This window comes from Alsobacter sp. R-9 (assembly GCF_054612375.1).
On the sequence record NZ_JBTSWJ010000008.1, the window covers coordinates 122,240 to 140,427 of the forward strand.

At 67.4% G+C, this 18,188-nt stretch carries 14 protein-coding genes and 1 tRNA gene; 1 reads left to right on the plus strand and 14 read right to left on the minus strand.

Annotation, left to right across the window (positions count from 1 at the left end):
* From rpsL to ACX9GQ_RS14395, 7 genes are all read right to left on the minus strand, one after another.
* Positions 1–213 (minus strand): 30S ribosomal protein S12 (gene rpsL / locus ACX9GQ_RS14365; protein ID WP_459630244.1); only part of this gene is annotated, 213 nt, incomplete at its 3' end.
* A 525-nt stretch (positions 214–738) separates the two neighbouring features.
* Positions 739–4,926 (minus strand): DNA-directed RNA polymerase subunit beta', encoded by a 4,188-nt coding sequence (rpoC, locus tag ACX9GQ_RS14370; RefSeq protein WP_459630245.1) that lies wholly within the window; start codon positions 4,924–4,926, stop codon positions 739–741.
* A gap of 136 nt (positions 4,927–5,062) precedes the next feature.
* The gene (rpoB, locus tag ACX9GQ_RS14375) at positions 5,063–9,184 is read right to left on the minus strand and encodes a DNA-directed RNA polymerase subunit beta (protein ID WP_459630246.1); all 4,122 of its coding nucleotides are present in this window, start codon (positions 9,182–9,184) and stop codon (positions 5,063–5,065) included.
* Between the two features lie 236 nt (positions 9,185–9,420).
* Positions 9,421–9,801, minus strand: coding sequence for a 50S ribosomal protein L7/L12 (gene rplL / locus ACX9GQ_RS14380; protein ID WP_293868884.1), 381 nt, complete (start codon positions 9,799–9,801; stop codon positions 9,421–9,423).
* Between the two features lie 57 nt (positions 9,802–9,858).
* Positions 9,859–10,374 carry a 50S ribosomal protein L10 gene (gene rplJ, locus ACX9GQ_RS14385; protein WP_459630247.1) on the minus strand — a complete coding sequence of 172 codons (516 nt, stop codon included), beginning with the start codon at positions 10,372–10,374 and terminating at the stop codon, positions 9,859–9,861.
* A gap of 620 nt (positions 10,375–10,994) precedes the next feature.
* Entirely contained in the window at positions 10,995–11,975 is a 981-nt protein-coding gene (locus ACX9GQ_RS14390) for a Bug family tripartite tricarboxylate transporter substrate binding protein (RefSeq protein WP_459630248.1), read from the minus strand.
* A gap of 104 nt (positions 11,976–12,079) precedes the next feature.
* The gene (locus ACX9GQ_RS14395; RefSeq protein WP_459630249.1) at positions 12,080–12,454 is read right to left on the minus strand and encodes a hypothetical protein; all 375 of its coding nucleotides are present in this window, start codon (positions 12,452–12,454) and stop codon (positions 12,080–12,082) included.
* 171 nt (positions 12,455–12,625) lie between these two features.
* On the opposite strand from ACX9GQ_RS14395, the gene ACX9GQ_RS14400 reads away from it, so the two are divergent.
* The gene (locus ACX9GQ_RS14400; protein WP_459630250.1) at positions 12,626–13,318 is read left to right on the plus strand and encodes an aspartate/glutamate racemase family protein; all 693 of its coding nucleotides are present in this window, start codon (positions 12,626–12,628) and stop codon (positions 13,316–13,318) included.
* 98 nt (positions 13,319–13,416) lie between these two features.
* Here ACX9GQ_RS14400 and rplA read toward each other — a convergent pair whose 3' ends face one another.
* The 7 genes from rplA to tuf form a co-directional block, all read right to left on the minus strand.
* Positions 13,417–14,124: a 50S ribosomal protein L1 gene (gene rplA, locus ACX9GQ_RS14405; protein WP_459630251.1), complete on the minus strand. Its 708-nt coding sequence runs from the start codon at positions 14,122–14,124 to the stop codon at positions 13,417–13,419.
* Between the two features lie 4 nt (positions 14,125–14,128).
* Complete coding sequence (rplK, locus tag ACX9GQ_RS14410; RefSeq protein ID WP_459630252.1) at positions 14,129–14,575, minus strand: 50S ribosomal protein L11; 447 nt, start codon at positions 14,573–14,575, stop codon at positions 14,129–14,131.
* 377 nt (positions 14,576–14,952) lie between these two features.
* Positions 14,953–15,483: a transcription termination/antitermination protein NusG gene (gene nusG, locus ACX9GQ_RS14415; protein WP_459630253.1), complete on the minus strand. Its 531-nt coding sequence runs from the start codon at positions 15,481–15,483 to the stop codon at positions 14,953–14,955.
* A gap of 10 nt (positions 15,484–15,493) precedes the next feature.
* A complete protein-coding gene (gene secE, locus ACX9GQ_RS14420) occupies positions 15,494–15,691 on the minus strand; it encodes a preprotein translocase subunit SecE (protein WP_459630254.1) in 198 nt (65 codons plus the stop codon).
* A gap of 250 nt (positions 15,692–15,941) precedes the next feature.
* Positions 15,942–16,018 (minus strand) — tRNA-Trp (locus ACX9GQ_RS14425).
* 74 nt (positions 16,019–16,092) lie between these two features.
* A complete protein-coding gene (locus ACX9GQ_RS14430) occupies positions 16,093–16,818 on the minus strand; it encodes a hypothetical protein (RefSeq protein WP_459630255.1) in 726 nt (241 codons plus the stop codon).
* A gap of 107 nt (positions 16,819–16,925) precedes the next feature.
* A complete protein-coding gene (gene tuf / locus ACX9GQ_RS14435) occupies positions 16,926–18,116 on the minus strand; it encodes an elongation factor Tu (RefSeq protein WP_459630241.1) in 1,191 nt (396 codons plus the stop codon).
* Positions 18,117–18,188: the final 72 nt, after the last annotated feature.

Genomic DNA, 18,188 nt, shown 5'->3' on the forward strand with positions numbered 1-18,188 from the left:
GCCCTCGCCCGGAATATAGCCGATGACCTCGAACCCGTTGGTGAGGCGAACCTTGGCGACCTTGCGGAGCGCGGAGTTCGGCTTCTTCGGCGTCGTCGTGTAGACGCGCGTGCACACCCCGCGCTTCTGCGGAGACGCCTCGAGCGCCGGAACCTTGTTCCGGGTTCGCTGGGCGGTCCGCGGCTTGCGGATGAGCTGGCTAATGGTCGGCATCGTTCGCTCGTTCCAGTCCAGGCTAGCCTTGAGCTTTCGCTCGGTTGATCTGCTCCGCCATGCTCGGAGGCCCTCGCAGGCACCCGCGCAAAACGAATCCGCGCCTTCGGCGGAACCGCCGGGGGCGCGTGTTGAATCAGAGGACCGCAGCCGAAGCCGAGGTCATGAACCAATCGTGCGACTTTGCAGTCGGTGACGGTCGGGCAGCGTCTCGGTTCCGAGTGTCCTGCACGAGGCGCGCGGGACGGGACGAACCGACTGTCTGCCGGAAAGTCCGCGGGTTCTACTCGTCGAGTCGCCCCCCGTCAACCCCAAAGCTGCAGCAGTTGACTCGTTTTGGGACGAGAGGGGCGCCCGAGAGGCTCGGGAGACTGCCGTGAGGCCCGCTGGGACCCCGTACAGGGCCCATGAAGGCCGTCCGGCCCCTCCCCCTCGCCGGCGGTGGGGCCGCCTTACGACGCCCCCTCCATGCGAAACGGGGGCCGGTTTCCCGGCCCCCGTCCGTCGATTCGGTGCGGCTGCGGTTTACTCCGCGGCCTGCGGCCCCTCGATGGCCGGCGCGTTCGCCGGCATCTGGGTCTCCGCCGTCTTCTGCGCGACGATGAGCTCGTCGCGCCGCGTGGCGATCTCGCGCAGGCGGTCCACCATGGCGCCCGTGCCGGCCGGGATCAGGCGGCCGACGATGACGTTCTCCTTGAGACCGCCGAGGTCGTCCGACTTGCCGTTGACCGCCGCCTCGGTGAGGACGCGGGTTGTCTCCTGGAACGACGCGGCCGAGATGAAGGAGCGCGTCTGCAGGCTGGCCTTGGTGATGCCGAGCAGCACGGGATGCCCGGCGGCCGGCTTCTTGCCCTCCGCCACGAGCTTCTCGTTCGCCTCGTCCATCTCCACGCGGTCCACCTGCTCGCCCTGGAGGAAGTCGGACTCGCCGGCGTCGTCGATCTCGACCTTCTGCAGCATCTGGCGAACGATCACCTCGATGTGCTTGTCGTTGATGTTCACGCCCTGGAGCCGGTAGACCTCCTGGATCTCGTTGACGAGGTAGGCCGCGAGTTCCTCCACGCCCTTGATCGCCAGGATGTCGTGAGGCGCCGGGTTGCCGTCGACGATGTAGTCGCCCTTCTCGACGATGTCCCCGTCCTGCAGGTAGATGTGCTTGCCCTTCGGGACGAGGTACTCCACCGCCTCCGTGCCGTCGGCCGGGGTGAGCGTGATCCGCCGCTTGTTCTTGTAGTCGCGGCCGAACTGGATGGTGCCCGCCTTCTCGGCGATGATGGCAGCCTCCTTTGGGCGACGCGCCTCGAACAGCTCCGCCACGCGCGGCAGACCGCCCGTGATGTCGCGGGTCTTGGCGCTCTCCATCGAGATACGCGCGACCACGTCGCCGGCCTTCACCTTGGCGCCGGGGTCGACCGCGATGATCGCATCGACCGGCAGCAGGTAGCGGGCGTCGCCGCCGCGGCCGAGCTTGGCCACCTTGCCCTTGCCGTCCATCACCGTGATCGCCGGACGCAGGTCCGCCGAGCGGGTGTTGGTGCGCCAGTCGGTGACGACGCGCTTGGTGATGCCCGTCGACTCGTCGGCCGTCTCGGTGACCGAGGCACCCTCGACGAGGTCCTCGTAGCCGATGGTGCCATCGACCTCGGTGACGATCGGGCGCGAGTAGGGATCCCACTCCGCGATGCGCTGGCCGCGCTTCACGTGGTCGCCCTCGTCCACCTTCAGCCGCGCGCCGTACTGGATGCGGTGCACGGCCCGCTCGGTGCCGTCCGCGCCCACCACGACCACGGCCATGTTGCGGGTCGTGGCGATCAGGTCGCCGTCCGAGTTCCGCGCCACGGACCGGTTGCGCATCTTCACCGTGCCCTCGAAGTTGGACTCGATGAAGGACTGGTCGGCGATCTGCGCCGCGCCGCCGATGTGGAAGGTGCGCATCGTGAGCTGGGTGCCCGGCTCGCCGATCGACTGGGCCGCGATGACGCCGACCGCCTCGCCCATGTTGACGGGCGTGCCGCGGGCGAGGTCGCGCCCGTAGCAGGTGCCGCAGACGCCGTTCTTCGTCTCGCAGGTCAGCACCGAGCGGATCTTCACCTCCTGGATGCCGGCGGCGGTGATGCCCTCGATGTGCCACTCCTCGATCATCGTGCCCTTCGGGACGATGATCTCGCCCTTCTGGTCGACGAGATCCTCGGCCGACGTGCGGCCCAGGATGCGGGTGGCCAGCGACGCGACCACCTGGCCGGCGTCGATGATGGCCCGCATGCGGATGCCGTTGTCGGTGCCGCAGTCACGCTCGGTGATGATGGAGTCCTGCGCCACGTCGACGAGACGGCGGGTCAGGTAGCCGGAGTTGGCCGTCTTGAGCGCCGTGTCGGCGAGGCCCTTGCGGGCGCCGTGCGTCGAGTTGAAGTACTCGAGAACGTCGAGGCCTTCCTTGAAGTTCGAGATGATCGGCGTCTCGATGATCTCGCCCGACGGCTTGGCCATCAGGCCGCGCATCGCCGCGAGCTGCTTCATCTGCGCGGGCGACCCGCGGGCGCCCGAGTGCGACATCATGTAGATCGAGTTGATGGGCTTCGTGCGGCCCTTGTCGTCCTTCTGGACGGCCGAGATGCGCGCCATCATCTCCTGCGCGAGCTTGTCGGAGCACTTCGCCCAGGCGTCGACGACCTTGTTGTACTTCTCGCCCTGCGTGATCAGGCCGTCGTTGAACTGCTGCTCGTAGTCCTTGGTGAGCGCCCGCGTCTCCTCGACGATCGGCCACTTGTTCTCCGGCACCAGCATGTCGTCCTTGCCGAACGAGATGCCCGCCTTGAACGCGTTGGTGAAGCCGAGCGACATGATCCGGTCGCAGAAGATGACCGTCTCCTTCTGACCGCAGTTGCGGTAGACGGTGTCGATCATGTTCGAGATCTCCTTCTTCGTCATGAGCTTGTTCACGACGTCGAAGGTGACCTTGCCGTTCTTGGGCAGCAGCTGGCCGAGCATGGCGCGGCCCGGGGTCGTCTCGTAGATCTTCGAGTACGCCTCGCCGGCCTCGTTCACCGACTGGAAGCGGTACTTGATCTTGGTGTGCACCGTGATCGCCTTGGCGGCGAGCGCGTGCTCGATCTCGCCCATGTCGGCGAAGGCCATGCCCTCGCCCGGCTCGCCGTCGGCGATGAGGGAGAGGTAGTAGAGCCCGAGCACGATGTCCTGCGACGGCACGATGATCGGCGCGCCGTTGGCGGGGTGCAGGATGTTGTTCGTCGACATCATCAGCACGCGCGCTTCCAGCTGCGCCTCGAGCGACAGCGGGACGTGCACGGCCATCTGGTCGCCGTCGAAGTCGGCGTTGAACGCGGCGCACACCAGCGGGTGCAGCTGGATGGCCTTGCCCTCGATGAGGATCGGCTCGAACGCCTGGATGCCGAGGCGGTGCAGCGTCGGCGCGCGGTTCAGCATCACCGGGTGCTCGCGGATGACCTCGTCCAGGATGTCCCAGACCTCAGGCTTCTCCTTCTCGACGAGCTTCTTGGCCTGCTTCACCGTGGCCGACAGGCCCTTCGCGTCGAGGCGCGAGTAGATGAACGGCTTGAACAGCTCGAGCGCCATCTTCTTCGGCAGGCCGCACTGGTGCAGCTTGAGCTCGGGACCGACGACGATCACCGAGCGACCGGAGTAGTCGACGCGCTTGCCGAGCAGGTTCTGGCGGAAGCGGCCCTGCTTGCCCTTCAGCATGTCGGCGAGCGACTTCAGCGGACGCTTGTTGGCGCCGGTGATGACGCGGCCGCGCCGGCCGTTGTCGAACAGCGCGTCGACGGCCTCCTGCAGCATCCGCTTCTCGTTGCGGATGATGATATCGGGCGCGCGCAGCTCGATCAGCCGCTTCAGGCGGTTGTTGCGGTTGATGACGCGGCGATAGAGGTCGTTGAGGTCCGACGTCGCGAAGCGGCCGCCGTCGAGGGGCACCAGCGGGCGCAGGTCCGGCGGGATCACCGGAACCACGGTCAGGATCATCCACTCCGGCTTGTTGCCCGACTGGATGAACGCCTCGATGATCTTCAGGCGCTTGGCGAGCTTCTTGGGCTTCAGCTCGGTCTTGGACGCGGCGATCTCGACGCGCAGGTCGGCCGCGGTCTTCTCCAGGTCGAGCGCCCGCAGGATCTCGCGGATCGCCTCGGCGCCGATGAGGGCCGTGAACGAATCCTCGCCGTATTCGTCCTGCGCGCGCAGGTACTCGTCCTCCGACAGGAGCTGGCGCTCCTTCAGGGGCGTCAGGCCCGGCTCGATGACGACGTAGTTCTCGAAGTACAGGATCCGCTCGAGGTCCTTGAGCGGCATGTCGAGAAGCAGGCCGATGCGCGAGGGCAGCGACTTGAGGAACCAGATGTGGGCGACGGGCGCGGCGAGCTCGATGTGGCCCATGCGCTCGCGACGCACGCGCGACAGCGTGACCTCGACGCCGCACTTCTCGCAGATGACGCCCTTGTACTTCATGCGCTTGTACTTGCCGCACAAGCACTCGTAGTCCTTGATCGGCCCGAAGATGCGGGCGCAGAACAGGCCGTCACGCTCCGGCTTGAACGTGCGGTAGTTGATCGTCTCGGGCTTCTTGATCTCGCCGAACGACCACGAGAGGATCTTCTCGGGGCTCGCGATCGAGATCTTGATCTGGTCGAAGGTCTGGGGCTGAGCCACGGGGTTGAAGAGATTCATGACCTCTTGATTCATGGCTTTCTCCTGGCTCTCTCGGAGACCCGCCGCACCGCGGTCGTGGCCTCGCTGAATGTCGTCACGGGGATGCCGGGCGGACGTCCCGCCCGGCCGTCGTCACGGGGCGCGCGACGGGCGCGCCCCGGCGTGGCCGTTACTCGGCCGCCTCGGAGGGCGGCAGCTCGACGATCGGCTTCTTCGACGAGGTGAGCTCGACGTTGAGGCCGAGCGACCGCATCTCCTTCACGAGCACGTTGAAGCTCTCGGGGATGCCGGCCTCGAAGTTGTCGTCGCCGCGGACGATGGCCTCGTACACCTTGGTGCGGCCCGCCACGTCGTCCGACTTCACCGTCAGCATCTCCTGCAGCGTGTAGGCGGCGCCGTAGGCCTCCAGTGCCCACACCTCCATCTCGCCGAAGCGCTGGCCGCCGAACTGCGCCTTGCCGCCCAGCGGCTGCTGGGTGACGAGCGAGTATGGGCCGATGGAGCGCGCGTGGATCTTGTCGTCCACGAGGTGATGCAGCTTCAGCATGTAGATGTAGCCGACGGTCACCTTGCGGTCGAAGGCCTCGCCCGTGCGCCCGTCGAAGAGCGTGACCTGGCCCGACCGGTCAAGACCGGCCTTCTCCAGCATCTCCTCGATGTCGTGCTCCTTGGCGCCGTCGAACACCGGGGTGGCGATCGGCACGCCGCGGCGCAGGTTTTCGCCGAGCGTGACGAGCCCCTCGTCGTCGAGCGACGCCACGGTGGCGTCGTCGCCGTAGACGTCGGAGAGCGTCGCCTTCAGCTTGCCCATGTCATGGGCGCGCCGGTAGGCGTCCACCGCTTCGCCGATCTTCCGGCCGAGGCCCGCGCAGGCCCAACCGAGATGCGTCTCGAGGATCTGCCCGACGTTCATGCGCGAGGGCACGCCCAGCGGGTTCAGCACGATGTCGACATGCGTGCCGTCCTCGAGGAACGGCATGTCCTCGATCGGCACGATGCGCGACACCACGCCCTTGTTGCCGTGGCGGCCGGCCATCTTGTCGCCCGGCTGGATCTTGCGCTTCACCGCGACGAAGACCTTGACCATCTTCATCACGCCGGGCGGCAGTTCGTCGCCGCGCTGCAGCTTCTCGACCTTGTCGAGGAAGCGCTGCTCGAGACCCTTCTTCGCCTCGTCGTACTGCTTGCGCATCGCCTCGAGGTCGGCGTTCACGGCATCGTCGGACACCGCGAAGGTCCACCACTGCGACCGCGGCGAGGCGTCGAGCGCCTCGCGCGTGATCTCGGTTTCCTTCTTGAAGCCCTTCGGACCGGTGATGCCCACCTTGCCCATCAGCGTCTCGGCGAGACGCGCGTAGACGTTGCGGTCGAGGATCGCGAGCTCGTCGTCGCGGTCCTTGGCGAGCCGCTCGATCTCCTCGCGCTCGATCGCCTGCGCGCGCTCGTCCTTGTCGACGCCGTGCCGGTTGAACACGCGCACCTCGACGACCGTGCCCTGCACGCCCGGGGGCACGCGCAGCGACGTGTCGCGCACGTCCGAGGCCTTCTCGCCGAAGATGGCGCGGAGCAGCTTCTCTTCCGGCGTCATCGGGCTCTCGCCCTTCGGCGTGATCTTGCCAACGAGGATGTCGCCAGCATTCACTTCGGCGCCGATGTAGACGATGCCGGCCTCGTCGAGGTTCTTGAGCGCCTCTTCCGACACGTTCGGAATGTCGCGCGTGATTTCCTCGGGCCCGAGCTTGGTGTCACGGGCCATGACCTCGAACTCCTCGATGTGGATCGAGGTGAACACGTCTTCCTTGGCGATCCGCTCGGACAGCAGGATCGAGTCCTCGAAGTTGTAGCCGTTCCACGGCATGAACGCGACGAGGACGTTGCGGCCGAGCGCCAGCTCGCCGAGCTCCGTCGACGGGCCGTCGGCGATGATGTCGCCCTTGCGCACCACGTCGCCCACCGCCACCAGAGGCTTCTGGTTGATGCAGGTGTTCTGGTTGGAGCGCTGGAACTTCATCAGGCGGTAGATGTCGACGCCCGACTTGGAGGGGTCGAGCTCCTCCGTCGCGCGGATGACGATACGGGTCGCGTCGACCTGATCGATCACGCCGCCGCGGCGGGCCGCGATGGCTGCGCCGGAATCACGAGCGACGACCGCCTCCATGCCCGTGCCCACGAACGGGGCGTCGGCACGAACGAGCGGCACCGCCTGGCGCTGCATGTTCGAACCCATGAGGGCGCGGTTCGCGTCGTCGTTCTCGAGGAACGGGATGAGCGCGGCGGCGACCGACACGAGCTGCTTCGGCGACACGTCCATGTAGTCGACGCGCTCGACCGGCACCGTGATCACGTCGCCGGCATGGCGCACGACCACGAGGTCCTCGACGAGCTTGCCGGCCTTGTCGACCTTCACGTTTGCCTGGGCGACGTAGTGCTTACCCTCCTCCATGGCGGAGAGGTACACGACCTCGCTCGTGATCTTGCCGTCCTTCACCTTGCGGTACGGGCTCTCGATGAAGCCGTACTTGTTGACGCGCGCGAAGGTGGCGAGCGAGTTGATGAGGCCGATGTTCGGCCCTTCCGGCGTCTCGATCGGGCAGATGCGGCCGTAGTGCGTCGGGTGCACGTCGCGCACCTCGAAGCCGGCGCGCTCGCGCGTCAGGCCGCCCGGGCCAAGCGCCGACAGGCGGCGCTTGTGGGTGATCTCGGACAGCGGGTTCGTCTGGTCCATGAACTGCGAGAGCTGCGACGAGCCGAAGAACTCGCGCACCGCCGCCGCCGCCGGCTTCGCGTTGATCAGGTCCTGCGGCATGACCGTGTCGATGTCGACCGAGGACATGCGCTCCTTGATCGCGCGCTCCATGCGCAGCAGGCCGACGCGGTACTGGTTCTCCATGAGCTCGCCGACAGAGCGCACGCGCCGGTTGCCGAGGTGGTCGATGTCGTCCACCTCGCCCTTGCCGTCGCGCAGCTCGACGAGCGCGCGCACCACCGCCACGATGTCGTCCTTGCGCAGTACACGCACCGTGTCGGCCGCGTCGAGGTCGAGGCGCATGTTCATCTTCACCCGGCCGACGGCCGAAAGGTCGTAGCGCTCCGCGTCGAAGAACAGCGAGTGGAACATCGCCTCCGCGGTGTCGATGGTCGGGGGCTCGCCCGGACGCATCACGCGGTAGATGTCGAACAGCGCCTCCTCGCGGGACGAGTTCTTGTCCACGGCGAGCGTGTTTCGGATGTACGGGCCGATGTTGACGTGGTCGATGTCAAGCACCGGAATCTCGTCGAACCCGGCCTCGATCAGGCCCTTCAGGGACTTCTCGGTGATCTCGTCGCCCGCCTCGGCGAAGATCTCGCCCGTGTTCGGGTTGACGAGGTCCTCGCCGATGTACTGGCCGTAGAGGTCCTCGTTCGTCGCGCGCAGGGCCTTCACGCCCTTCTCGGCGATGAGGCGTGCGGAGCGGGCCGTCAGCTTCTTGCCGGCCTCGAGCACGAGCTCGCCGCTGTCGGCGTCCACGAGGTCGGTGACCGCCTTCATGCCCTTCATGCGCTCGGCATTGAAGGGCAGGCGCCAGCCGTCCTTGGCCTTCGTGTAGAGGACCTTGTTGTAGAACGTGCCGAGGATTTCCTCGCCGTCCATGCCCAGCGCGAACAGCAGCGACGTCACCGGGATCTTCCGGCGCCGGTCGATGCGGGCGTACACGATGTCCTTGGCGTCGAACTCGATGTCGAGCCAGGAGCCGCGGTACGGGATGATGCGCGCGGCGAAGAGCAGCTTGCCGGAGGAGTGCGTCTTGCCCTTGTCGTGGTCGAAGAACACGCCCGGCGAACGGTGCATCTGCGAGACGATCACGCGCTCGGTGCCGTTGACGATGAAGGTGCCGTTCATCGTCATGAGCGGCATGTCGCCCATGTAGACGTCCTGCTCCTTGATGTCCTTGACGGACTTGGCGCCGGTGTCGGCGTCGACATCGAACACGATCAGGCGCAGCGTCACCTTCAGCGGCGCGGCGAACGTCATGCCGCGCTGGCGGCACTCGTCGACGTCGTACTTCGGCGGCTCGAAGGTGAACTTGACGAACTCGAGCAGCGACGAGCCCGAGAAGTCGGAGATTGGGAACACGGACTTGAAGACGGACTGCAGGCCCTCGTCGGGGCGCCCGCCCTTGGGCTCGTCCACCTGCAGGAACTGATCGTAGGAGGCCTTCTGCACCTCGATCAGGTTCGGCATCTCCGCCACTTCGCGGATATGTCCGAAGAACTTGCGCACACGCTTCCGGCCGGTGAACGTCTGAGCCATCTCGTTCCTCACTCCTGCGGACCGGCCCGTTCCATCGCATCGACGCCCTCGCCCGTAGGGCCGTCGTGGGGAACCGGCGTGTCCGTCGCATCGCTGCCTGACGGCGCCATCGGAACCGTCATGCTCCCGTTTCCGGAGGGCCTGACGGCAAGACGGCCCCGGAGCGCATGGCCCCGGGACCGGTACGCGACACTAGGCCGCGTGGTTCAGTGCGCGCCGCATCGCGGCGCGACAAATCACTTGAGCTCGACCTTGGCGCCGGCCTTCTCGAGCTGCTCCTTGATCTTGGCGGCCTCTTCCTTCGAAGCGCCCTCCTTGACCGGCTTGGGAGCGCCCTCGACGAGGTCCTTCGCCTCCTTGAGGCCGAGGCCGGTGATCGCGCGGACCTCCTTGATGACCTCGATCTTCTTGTCGCCGGCCGAAGCGAGGACGACCGTGAACTCGGTCTGCTCCTCGGCAGCCGGGGCGGCAGCGCCACCGCCGGCGGCCGGGGCGGCCACGGCGACCGCCGCAGCGGCGGACACGCCCCACTTCTCCTCGAGGAGCTTCGCCAGCTCGGCGGCCTCGAGGACGGTCAGGGACGACAGCTCGTCGACGAGCTTGGACAGATCAGCCATAGTTTTCTCTCTTCCAGTCTGATGGTTTCGAACCGATGGGTCGGTGACGGTACGGCCTTACGCCGCGTCTCTCTTGGCATAGGCTCCGAACACGCGGGCGAGCTTGGCCGCCGGCGCCGTGGAGAGCTGAGCGATCTTGGTCGCCGGGGCCTGGATGAGGCCGACGAGCTTGGCGCGCAGTTCGTCCAGGGACGGCATCGTGGCCAGGGCCTTGACGCCGTCGACGTTCAGAGAGGTCTTGCCCATCGCCCCGCCGAGGATGACCAGCTTGTCGTTGGTCTTGGCGAAGTCGACGGCGACCTTGGCCGCCGCTACGGGATCGCTGCTGTAGGCCAGCAGCGTGGGGCCCTTCAGGAGGGACCCGATCGAAGCGACGTCCGTGCCTTCGAGAGCAATCTTGGCGAGGCGGTTCTTGGCGACCTTCACCGATGCACCGGCTTGCTTCATCTGCGCACGCAGCTTCTGCATGTCGGCGACCGTGAGGCCGGCATAGTGAGCGACGACGACGACGCTGGTCTCGGTGAAGACCGAGTTCAGGCTGCCGACGAGCTCACGCTTGGCCGCTTTATCCACGGGGCTCTCTCCGGTTGGCGGGGACACATGTCCCGCCGGTTGCTATTTGCCGCCTCCGTCCGGCGAACCGGCCGGCTGCGACGCTTCCGACGTCCTTGTCCCCGAATGGCGGGCATACGCGCCGCAACCCGGTGTGATGGTTCGAACCGAACTGTCGCGAGGGCGCGAACCCCCGCGGGAAACCCGGTCTTCCCCGTCTGTGCAGGCCCTTGCGGCATTAAGAGCGCCCGGACGGGCGATCACCTGCAGTCTCGGACAGGACATGGCCGGCTGCGACCAAAGGGTGACCCCTTCGGCCTGCCGGCCTTTCCCGACCAGTCACCCGGTCGGAAACATTGCCATGCGAAGGCCTCCCGAAGGGGCGCATCGCGGGCGATGTGAGGAACTCATGAAGGGCTCAATAAACCCTTCCCGCGTCCTTGCCAAGGGCAGGAGTCAAAAAAACAGGGGAAGGCGCGGGAGCCACCTTGACGGGGCGCCACACGCTGGAGGCCTTCACCGCGGTCGAGCGCGAGCCATGGAAAGAGCATGAAAGCGTCGCCGTCCGCCGTCAAGATGCACGTTGGTCCGGAAAAATCCGGGGAAACGCTTGCGTTCCCCCGGAATCCCCTCCCGAGCGCTCAGTCGAGCTGCACGCCCGTGGCCTTGGTGATGGGCGCCCACGTCGCCAGCTGATCAGCGACGAACTTGCCGAGCGCGTCCGGCGAGGACGGCGTGACCGTCATGGTGAGCTCGTCGAGTCGCGCCACAAGAGCCGGATCCTTCAGCGCCTTGAGGATCTCGGCATTGAGCTTCTCGACCACGGGCTTCGGCGTCTTCGCCGGGGCGAACACCGCCTGCCAGGAGTAGGTCTCGTAGCCCTTCAGCCCCTGCTCGTCGAGCGTGGGGATGTCGGGCATCTGCTTCACCCGCTCCTTCGTCGTCACGCCCAGCGCCCGGATCTTGCCGGCCTTGATCTGCTCGACCGACGTCGGAAGGTTGTCGAACATCACGGGCACCTGGCCCGCCACGAGGTCGTTCATGGCCGGGCCCGCACCGCGGTACGGCACGTGTGCCATCTGCGTGCCGGCCATCTTGTTGAACATCTCGCCCGAGAGGTGCAGCGGCGTCGCCACGCCCGAGGAGGCGTAGCTGTACTTGGCCGGGTCGGCCTTGGCCGCGGCGATGAGCTCGGAGACGGTCTTCGCCGGCACCGACGGGTGCACGACCATGACGTTCGGGATCGAGCCGACGAGCGCGACGGGCTCGAAGTCCTTCACCGGGTCGTAGGCCGACTTCTTGGCCATCAGCGGATTCAGCGTATGCGTCGAGATGGTGCCGTAGAGGACCGTGTAGCCGTCCGGCTCGGCCTTCGCGACGGCAGCGGCGCCGATGTTGCCGCCGGCGCCCGCGCGGTTCTCGACGACGACGCTCACGCCCATCTGCTCGGTGAGCTTCTGCGCCAGGATGCGCGCGACGAGGTCGGTCGACCCGCCGGCCGCGAACGGCACCACCATCGTGATGGTGCGCTTCGGATAGTCCTGAGCGAAGGCCCCGGTGGCGGACAGCGCCAGTCCGGCACCGGCCAGGCCCGCAATCACACCGCGTCTCGTGACGACCATGTCTACCCCTCCCACCGGGTTCTTGTTGTCGACCGCGCCTACATAGCGACGGCGTGTCGCGTTGCAAGTCGGAGAGCGGAGGCTCGGCCTTGGGTTTCGGCGGCTCAGTCCACGGTGACGTTGACGATGATGCGGGAGGTCCCCTCGCCGTCAGTGCCCCGCGCGGTCAGCTCGGCGACGAAGCGGTCCTGTCCCTTGAAGCCCGGCAGCGAACGGTAGAACGCGGTCTCGCCCTCGAGGCTGACCTTGCCGTTCGCCGGGTTCTCGACGATTCGCCGGCCGGTCACCGTGAACCGCCGCGTGGTCGCGATGCGGATCACGCAGTCCATCCCGCTGGAGGCCTGCATCTCCACCGTCGCGGTGTCGTTGCGGGAGGGTACGACGCGGTAGTCGCCGCGCGTGCACTTCGCCTCGGCCGCACCCGCCGCCGCCACGACGACCGCTGCCACCAGCGCCGCCACCCTGCCCGCTCTCGCCATCGCCTGCTTCCCGCCCGAGGAGGCCGCGAGCCTAGCGCGGGCGGCGGACGCGGCAAAGGTCCCGGCGCCCGGTCGGGTTCGGAGCGATGGCGCGAAAATGCGGGATTGTCGCGGGCGGCCGAGGGTCGTAAGCCGGACCGGGGGCTCGTCGAACGCACAGGGAGGACGGGCATGCATCTCGGGCTTATCGGCGGGATCGGCGTTGCCGCGACGGTCGTCTACTACCAGCGATTGACCGCGGCGTTTGCCAGCCGCCACGGGGGGCGGCTGGAGCTCACCATCGTCCACGGCGACATCCAGGAACTGATCCGCAACAACCTTGCCGACCGTCGCGAAGAGCAGGCCCGTGCCTTCCTGCCGCTCGTGGAGCGCCTGCGGGATGCCGGCGCCGACTGCGCCGCCCTCACCTCGCTCGGGGCACACTTCTGCTACCGCGAGTTGGCGGAACTCTCGCCGCTGCCGCTCGTCTCCGGGGTGGAGCCGCTCGACGCCCACTTCGTGGCCCACGGGATTCGCCGTGTCGGCCTCCTCGGCACCCGTGTCGTGATGAGGACCCGACTCTATGGGCAGCTGGCGCGCACGAAGGCCATCGCTCTCGACGACGAGATCGAGACGCTGGGGCAGACCTACCAGGAGGTGGCCGTCGCCGGCGTATGCACGCAGGAGCAGCGAGACCTGTTCGTGGACGCGGGGCGCCGGATGGTCGCGGCCGGAGCGGAGGCGATCGTCCTCGCCGGGACGGACCTGAACCTCGCCTTCGACGGCATCGATCCCGGATATCCCGTCATCGACGCGCTCGACATCCATGTCGACGTGCTGGCGGACCTCGCGGCGAGGACACCGGGCCCGTCGACGACGCCCTGAGTGGCTCGCCGGGAGAAACGAAACAGAAAGCCCCAGAAATGAAGAAGGCCCCGCCTCGGCGGGGCCTTCTGATCCATTCCGCCTTGCTGGCGTGCCGGTCAGGCCGACTGGGTGCCGGTGACCGACGAGGGGTCGATCTTCAGGCCGGGGCCCATCGTCGACGAGATCGCGATGCGCTGGATGTAGGTGCCCTTGGCGCCCGTCGGCTTGGCCTTGGCGACCGCGTCGGCGAAGGCGCGGACGTTCTCGACCAGCTTGTCGGCGTCGAACGACGCCTTGCCGACGCCAGCATGCACGATGCCGGCCTTCTCGACGCGGAACTCGATGGCGCCGCCCTTGGCCGCCTTCACGGCGCCGGCGACGTCAGGGGTCACGGTGCCGACGCGCGGGTTCGGCATCAGGCCGCGCGGGCCCAGCACCTTACCGAGGCGGCCGACCAGGCCCATCATGTCCGGGGTCGCGATGCAGCGATCGAAGTCGATCTGGCCGGCGTTGATGCGCTCGACCAGGTCCTCGGCGCCGACGATGTCGGCTCCGGCGGCCTTCGCCTCGTCGGCCTTGCCGGCGCGGGCGAACACCGCGACGCGGACCGTGCGGCCCGAGCCGTTCGGCAGGTTGCACACGCCGCGGACCATCTGGTCCGCGTGGCGGGGGTCGACGCCGAGGTTCATCGCGACCTCAATCGTCTCGTCGAACTTCGCCGTCGCGCGCTCCTTGACGAGCTTCACGGCGTCGGCGAGCGGATAGAGCTTCGTGCGGTCGATGCCGTCACGGGTGGCGCGGACGCGCTTTGCCATCTTCGCCATCGCCTTACTCCACCACCTGCAGGCCCATCGAACGGGCGGAACCCTCGATCATCGCCATGGCCGACTCGACCGTGTCGCAGTTCAGGTCGGGCATCTTCGCCTTGGCGATCTCGGCGATCTGCGCCTTCGTCACCTTGCCGATGAAGCCGCGGCCCGGGGTCTTGTGGCCCGAGGCCGGCTTCTTGCCGAGCTTCAGGTTGGCCGCCTTCTTGAGGAAGTAGGTGACCGGCGGCTGCTTCATCTCGAAGGTGAAGGAGCGGTCCTGATACGCGGTGATGATCACCGGGATCGGCATGCCCTTCTCCATCTGCGCGGTGCGCGCATTGAAGGCCTTGCAGAATTCCATGATGTTGAGACCGCGCTGGCCGAGCGCGGGACCGATCGGGGGCGACGGGTTCGCCGCGCCGGCCGGCACCTGAAGCTTCACGTAGCCCGTGATCTTCTTTGCCATGATGGCTGCTCCTCAGATCGCCGGCGCAAGGAAAGATCACGCTTTCCGGAACGACGGCTGGCACGGCCGGGCTCATGACCCTTCCGTGCCGGGTTTGCAGGTTGCGGTGCGGCACGGACCCCGGCTGGCGACCGGCATGCCTCCCGCAGTGAACGGGCCAAGAGCCCTTCCGCCCGATGGCGGACGCGGCGTCCTAGCCGAAACCGCCGGCCAAGGCAAGGCGGCCAATCCGGAAGCGCCGTGCATCCCCGGCACGCACCGCCGGCCGCGTGGTCGGCGGCAGCATCGACGATGACGGAAAAACGAAGAAAGGCCGGCAGCTTGCCGGCCTTTCCGGAATCATCTCGCGAACCGGACCGGGGCGCCCTGAGGCGGCCTCAGACCTTCTCGACCTGGCCGTACTCGAGCTCGACCGGCGTGGCGCGGCCGAAGATCGACACCGCCACCTTGAGGCGGGCACGACCCTCGTCGACCTCCTCCACGGTGCCGTTGAACGAGGCGAACGGTCCGTCCGACACGCGCACCTGCTCGCCGATCTCGAAGGAGACGGAGGGCTTCGGACGCTCGACGCCGTCGGCGACCTGCCCCTTGATCCGCTCGGCCTCGCGATCCGGGATCGGCATCGGCTTCTTGTCGGTGCCGAGGAAGCCCGTGACCTTCGGGGTGTTCTTGATGAGGTGATAGACGTCGTCGGTCAGGTCGCACTTCACCAGCACGTAGCCAGGAAAGAACTTCCGCTCGGTGTCGATCTTGCGGCCCCGGCGGACCTCCACGACCTTTTCGGTCGGGACCATGACCTCCTCGAACTTCTCGGAAAGGCCGCGCTGCGCGGCCTGGTCCTTGATGGACTGCGCCACCTTGTTCTCGAAGTTCGAATAGGCGTGGACGATGTACCAGCGCATGGACATGGCGGTTCTCCTAGCGTCCGATGCCGAGGACGAGCCCGATCACCCAGCGGATGATCATGTCCGTGAACAGGAAGAAAATGCTCGCCACGATGACCATGACGAAAACCATGGCGGTCGTCACCAGCGTCTCCTTGCGGGTCGGCCAGGTGACCTTCGCGGCCTCGGCCCGGACCTGCTGGAGGAATTCGAAAGGACTTGTCCTCGCCATCGGCGTCCATCGCTGTCATGAGCGGGCGGTCTCGCCGCCCCGGCCTTCCGACCAAGCGCCCGGGAGCGGGGTCACCGCCGGCACCGTTCGATTGCAGGGAAGAGCCGTTCGCTTACGGGAAACCGCGCCGGGGGTCAAGGGACGCCGCGGCAGGAGCGCGGCCGGCGCCGGGCAAAAATGAACCCCCGGACCCGGAGGGTGCGGGGGTCGCCGCCGTCTGGCACGACCGGCGGATCAGGGGCCCGGGCGATGGCAGGAGTGGAGGGACTCGAACCCCCAACCCCCGGTTTTGGAGACCGGTGCTCTAACCAGTTGAGCTACACTCCTCCGCCGCAGGCGCAGGCGACACTTCCGGCCGCCGCGGCAAGGCTATTGGCACGACCTGCCGGGATTGGCAAGCGTCACGACCCGCCTCGCCGCTCGCCACCCAGAAGCTCCCGCACGGCCGCGTCCCGCGCCCTGTCCAACCGGCCGGCAACCAGATTTTCGGGGAGAAACAGATCCGAACGTGAGGTGAGCCGCCCTTTCGAGCAGGGATAGCGGTCGGGACCGCGCACGCTCGCGGTTGCCCTCTCGCGGCCCGACGCCTCCATGACCAGTTGCCGTCGAAGGTCCACCGGAAAACCTTCGGCGTGGCGGAGCACCGGACGGAACTCCGCCAGCATGTCGCGCACCAGGTCGCCCGGGCCGGACGTGTCTCGGCAGTGCTCGCCGTCGATGCGGACACGCAGGAGCGCGTAGAACAGGACCTGGACCGCGGCGGTCTTCGGGTCGGCCCCCGCCCCGTCCCCGGGGCGCGCAGTCCACAGGTCGCGCACCAGCGGCGACGCCACCGCCGTGGTCCCCCCGCCGAAGAGCAGGTCGCGCGCCCAGGGGATCCGCAGAGCGGGCTCGACCTCCGGCCACTTGTCGACCATCGCGGCATAGCGGCCCGTGCCGAGCAGGGTCTTGAGGGGGAGCGTCGGATCCTCGAGCCGGGCCGCCCGCGGCGGCACCGCGGCCGCGGCGGCGACCGTCGCCGGGGCACGCTCCACCGCCAGCCACCAGCCGAGGCCGATACCGACGGCGAAACTGGCGGCAAGGGCGGCGAGGATGGTGAGGTCCCACCGGGTCAGTCGGAAAACCATGCTCGAAACGAAAAAGGGGAGCGCAATGCTCCCTTTCTCCGTCCGTGCACGCGATTCGACCACGAATCGGCGGCTGCAAGCCGCCGATTCTCAATCACCGATTGTCTTCAGGCGATGATGGAGGCGACGACGCCGGCGCCGACCGTGCGGCCACCCTCGCGGATGGCGAAGCGCAGCTTCTCCTCCATGGCGATGGGGGCGATCAGCTCGACCTCCATCGTCACGTTGTCGCCCGGCATCACCATCTCGGTGCCCTCGGGCAGCTTCACCATCCCCGTCACGTCCGTCGTGCGGAAATAGAACTGCGGGCGGTAGTTCGTGAAGAACGGCGTGTGACGGCCACCCTCCTCCTTCGTCAGGATGTACGCCTCCGCCTTGAACTTCGTGTGCGGCTTCACCGAGCCGGGCTTGGCCAGAACCTGGCCGCGCTCCACCTCTTCGCGCTTCGTGCCGCGCAGCAGGCAGCCCACGTTGTCGCCCGCCTCGCCCTGGTCGAGCAGCTTGCGGAACATCTCGACGCCCGTGACCGTCGTCTTGATCGTCGGCTTCAGGCCGATGATCTCGATTTCCTCGCCCACCTTCACCACGCCGCGCTCGATGCGGCCCGTCACCACCGTGCCGCGGCCCGAGATCGAGAACACGTCCTCGACCGGCATCAGGAACGGCTGGTCCTTCGGGCGGTCCGGCTGCGGGATGTACCGGTCGACCTCGGCCATCAGCTTCAGGATCGCGTCATGCCCGATCTCCGGAGAACGGTTCTCCAGAGCGCACAGCGCCGAGCCCTTCACGATCGGGATGTCGTCGCCGGGGAAGTCGTACTTCGACAGAAGCTCGCGAACCTCGAGCTCGACCAGGTCGAGAAGCTCGGGGTCGTCCACCATGTCGACCTTGTTCATGAACACCACCAGCGCCGGGACGCCCACCTGGCGCGCCAGCAGGATGTGCTCGCGCGTCTGCGGCATCGGGCCGTCGGCCGCCGACACCACCAGGATCGCGCCGTCCATCTGCGCCGCGCCCGTGATCATGTTCTTCACGTAGTCGGCGTGGCCGGGGCAGTCGACGTGCGCGTAGTGGCGGTTCGTCGTCTCGTACTCGACGTGCGCCGTCGAGATCGTGATCCCGCGCGCCTTCTCCTCGGGAGCCTTGTCGATCTGGTCGTACGCCGTGAACGTCGCACCACCCGTCTCGGCAAGAACCTTCGTGATCGCCGCCGTCAGCGACGTCTTGCCATGGTCGACGTGACCAATCGTCCCGATGTTGCAGTGCGGCTTAGTCCGCGAGAATTTTTCCTTGGCCATCGCCTTTTCTCAGTCCTCAACGGCCGGCCGCGCCGGCTGGCTCCAAACGCGCGCGGAGATAGGGGGTTTTAC

Excerpts from the sequence above, each read along its gene's own strand:
- rpoC (WP_459630245.1), bottom strand. The coding sequence starts at position 4,926 with ATGAATCAAGAGGTCATGAATCTCTTCAACCCCGTGGCTCAGCCCCAG.
- rplA (WP_459630251.1), bottom strand. The coding sequence starts at position 14,124 with ATGGCGAAGATGGCAAAGCGCGTCCGCGCCACCCGTGACGGCATCGAC.
- rpoB (WP_459630246.1), bottom strand. The coding sequence starts at position 9,184 with ATGGCTCAGACGTTCACCGGCCGGAAGCGTGTGCGCAAGTTCTTCGGA.
- ACX9GQ_RS14400 (WP_459630250.1), top strand. The coding sequence starts at position 12,626 with ATGCATCTCGGGCTTATCGGCGGGATCGGCGTTGCCGCGACGGTCGTC.
- tuf (WP_459630241.1), bottom strand. The coding sequence starts at position 18,116 with ATGGCCAAGGAAAAATTCTCGCGGACTAAGCCGCACTGCAACATCGGG.
- rplL (WP_293868884.1), bottom strand. The coding sequence starts at position 9,801 with ATGGCTGATCTGTCCAAGCTCGTCGACGAGCTGTCGTCCCTGACCGTC.
- ACX9GQ_RS14390 (WP_459630248.1), bottom strand. The coding sequence starts at position 11,975 with ATGGTCGTCACGAGACGCGGTGTGATTGCGGGCCTGGCCGGTGCCGGA.
- ACX9GQ_RS14430 (WP_459630255.1), bottom strand. The coding sequence starts at position 16,818 with ATGGTTTTCCGACTGACCCGGTGGGACCTCACCATCCTCGCCGCCCTT.
- ACX9GQ_RS14395 (WP_459630249.1), bottom strand. The coding sequence starts at position 12,454 with ATGGCGAGAGCGGGCAGGGTGGCGGCGCTGGTGGCAGCGGTCGTCGTG.
- nusG (WP_459630253.1), bottom strand. The coding sequence starts at position 15,483 with ATGTCCATGCGCTGGTACATCGTCCACGCCTATTCGAACTTCGAGAAC.
- rplK (WP_459630252.1), bottom strand. The coding sequence starts at position 14,575 with ATGGCAAAGAAGATCACGGGCTACGTGAAGCTTCAGGTGCCGGCCGGC.
- secE (WP_459630254.1), bottom strand. The coding sequence starts at position 15,691 with ATGGCGAGGACAAGTCCTTTCGAATTCCTCCAGCAGGTCCGGGCCGAG.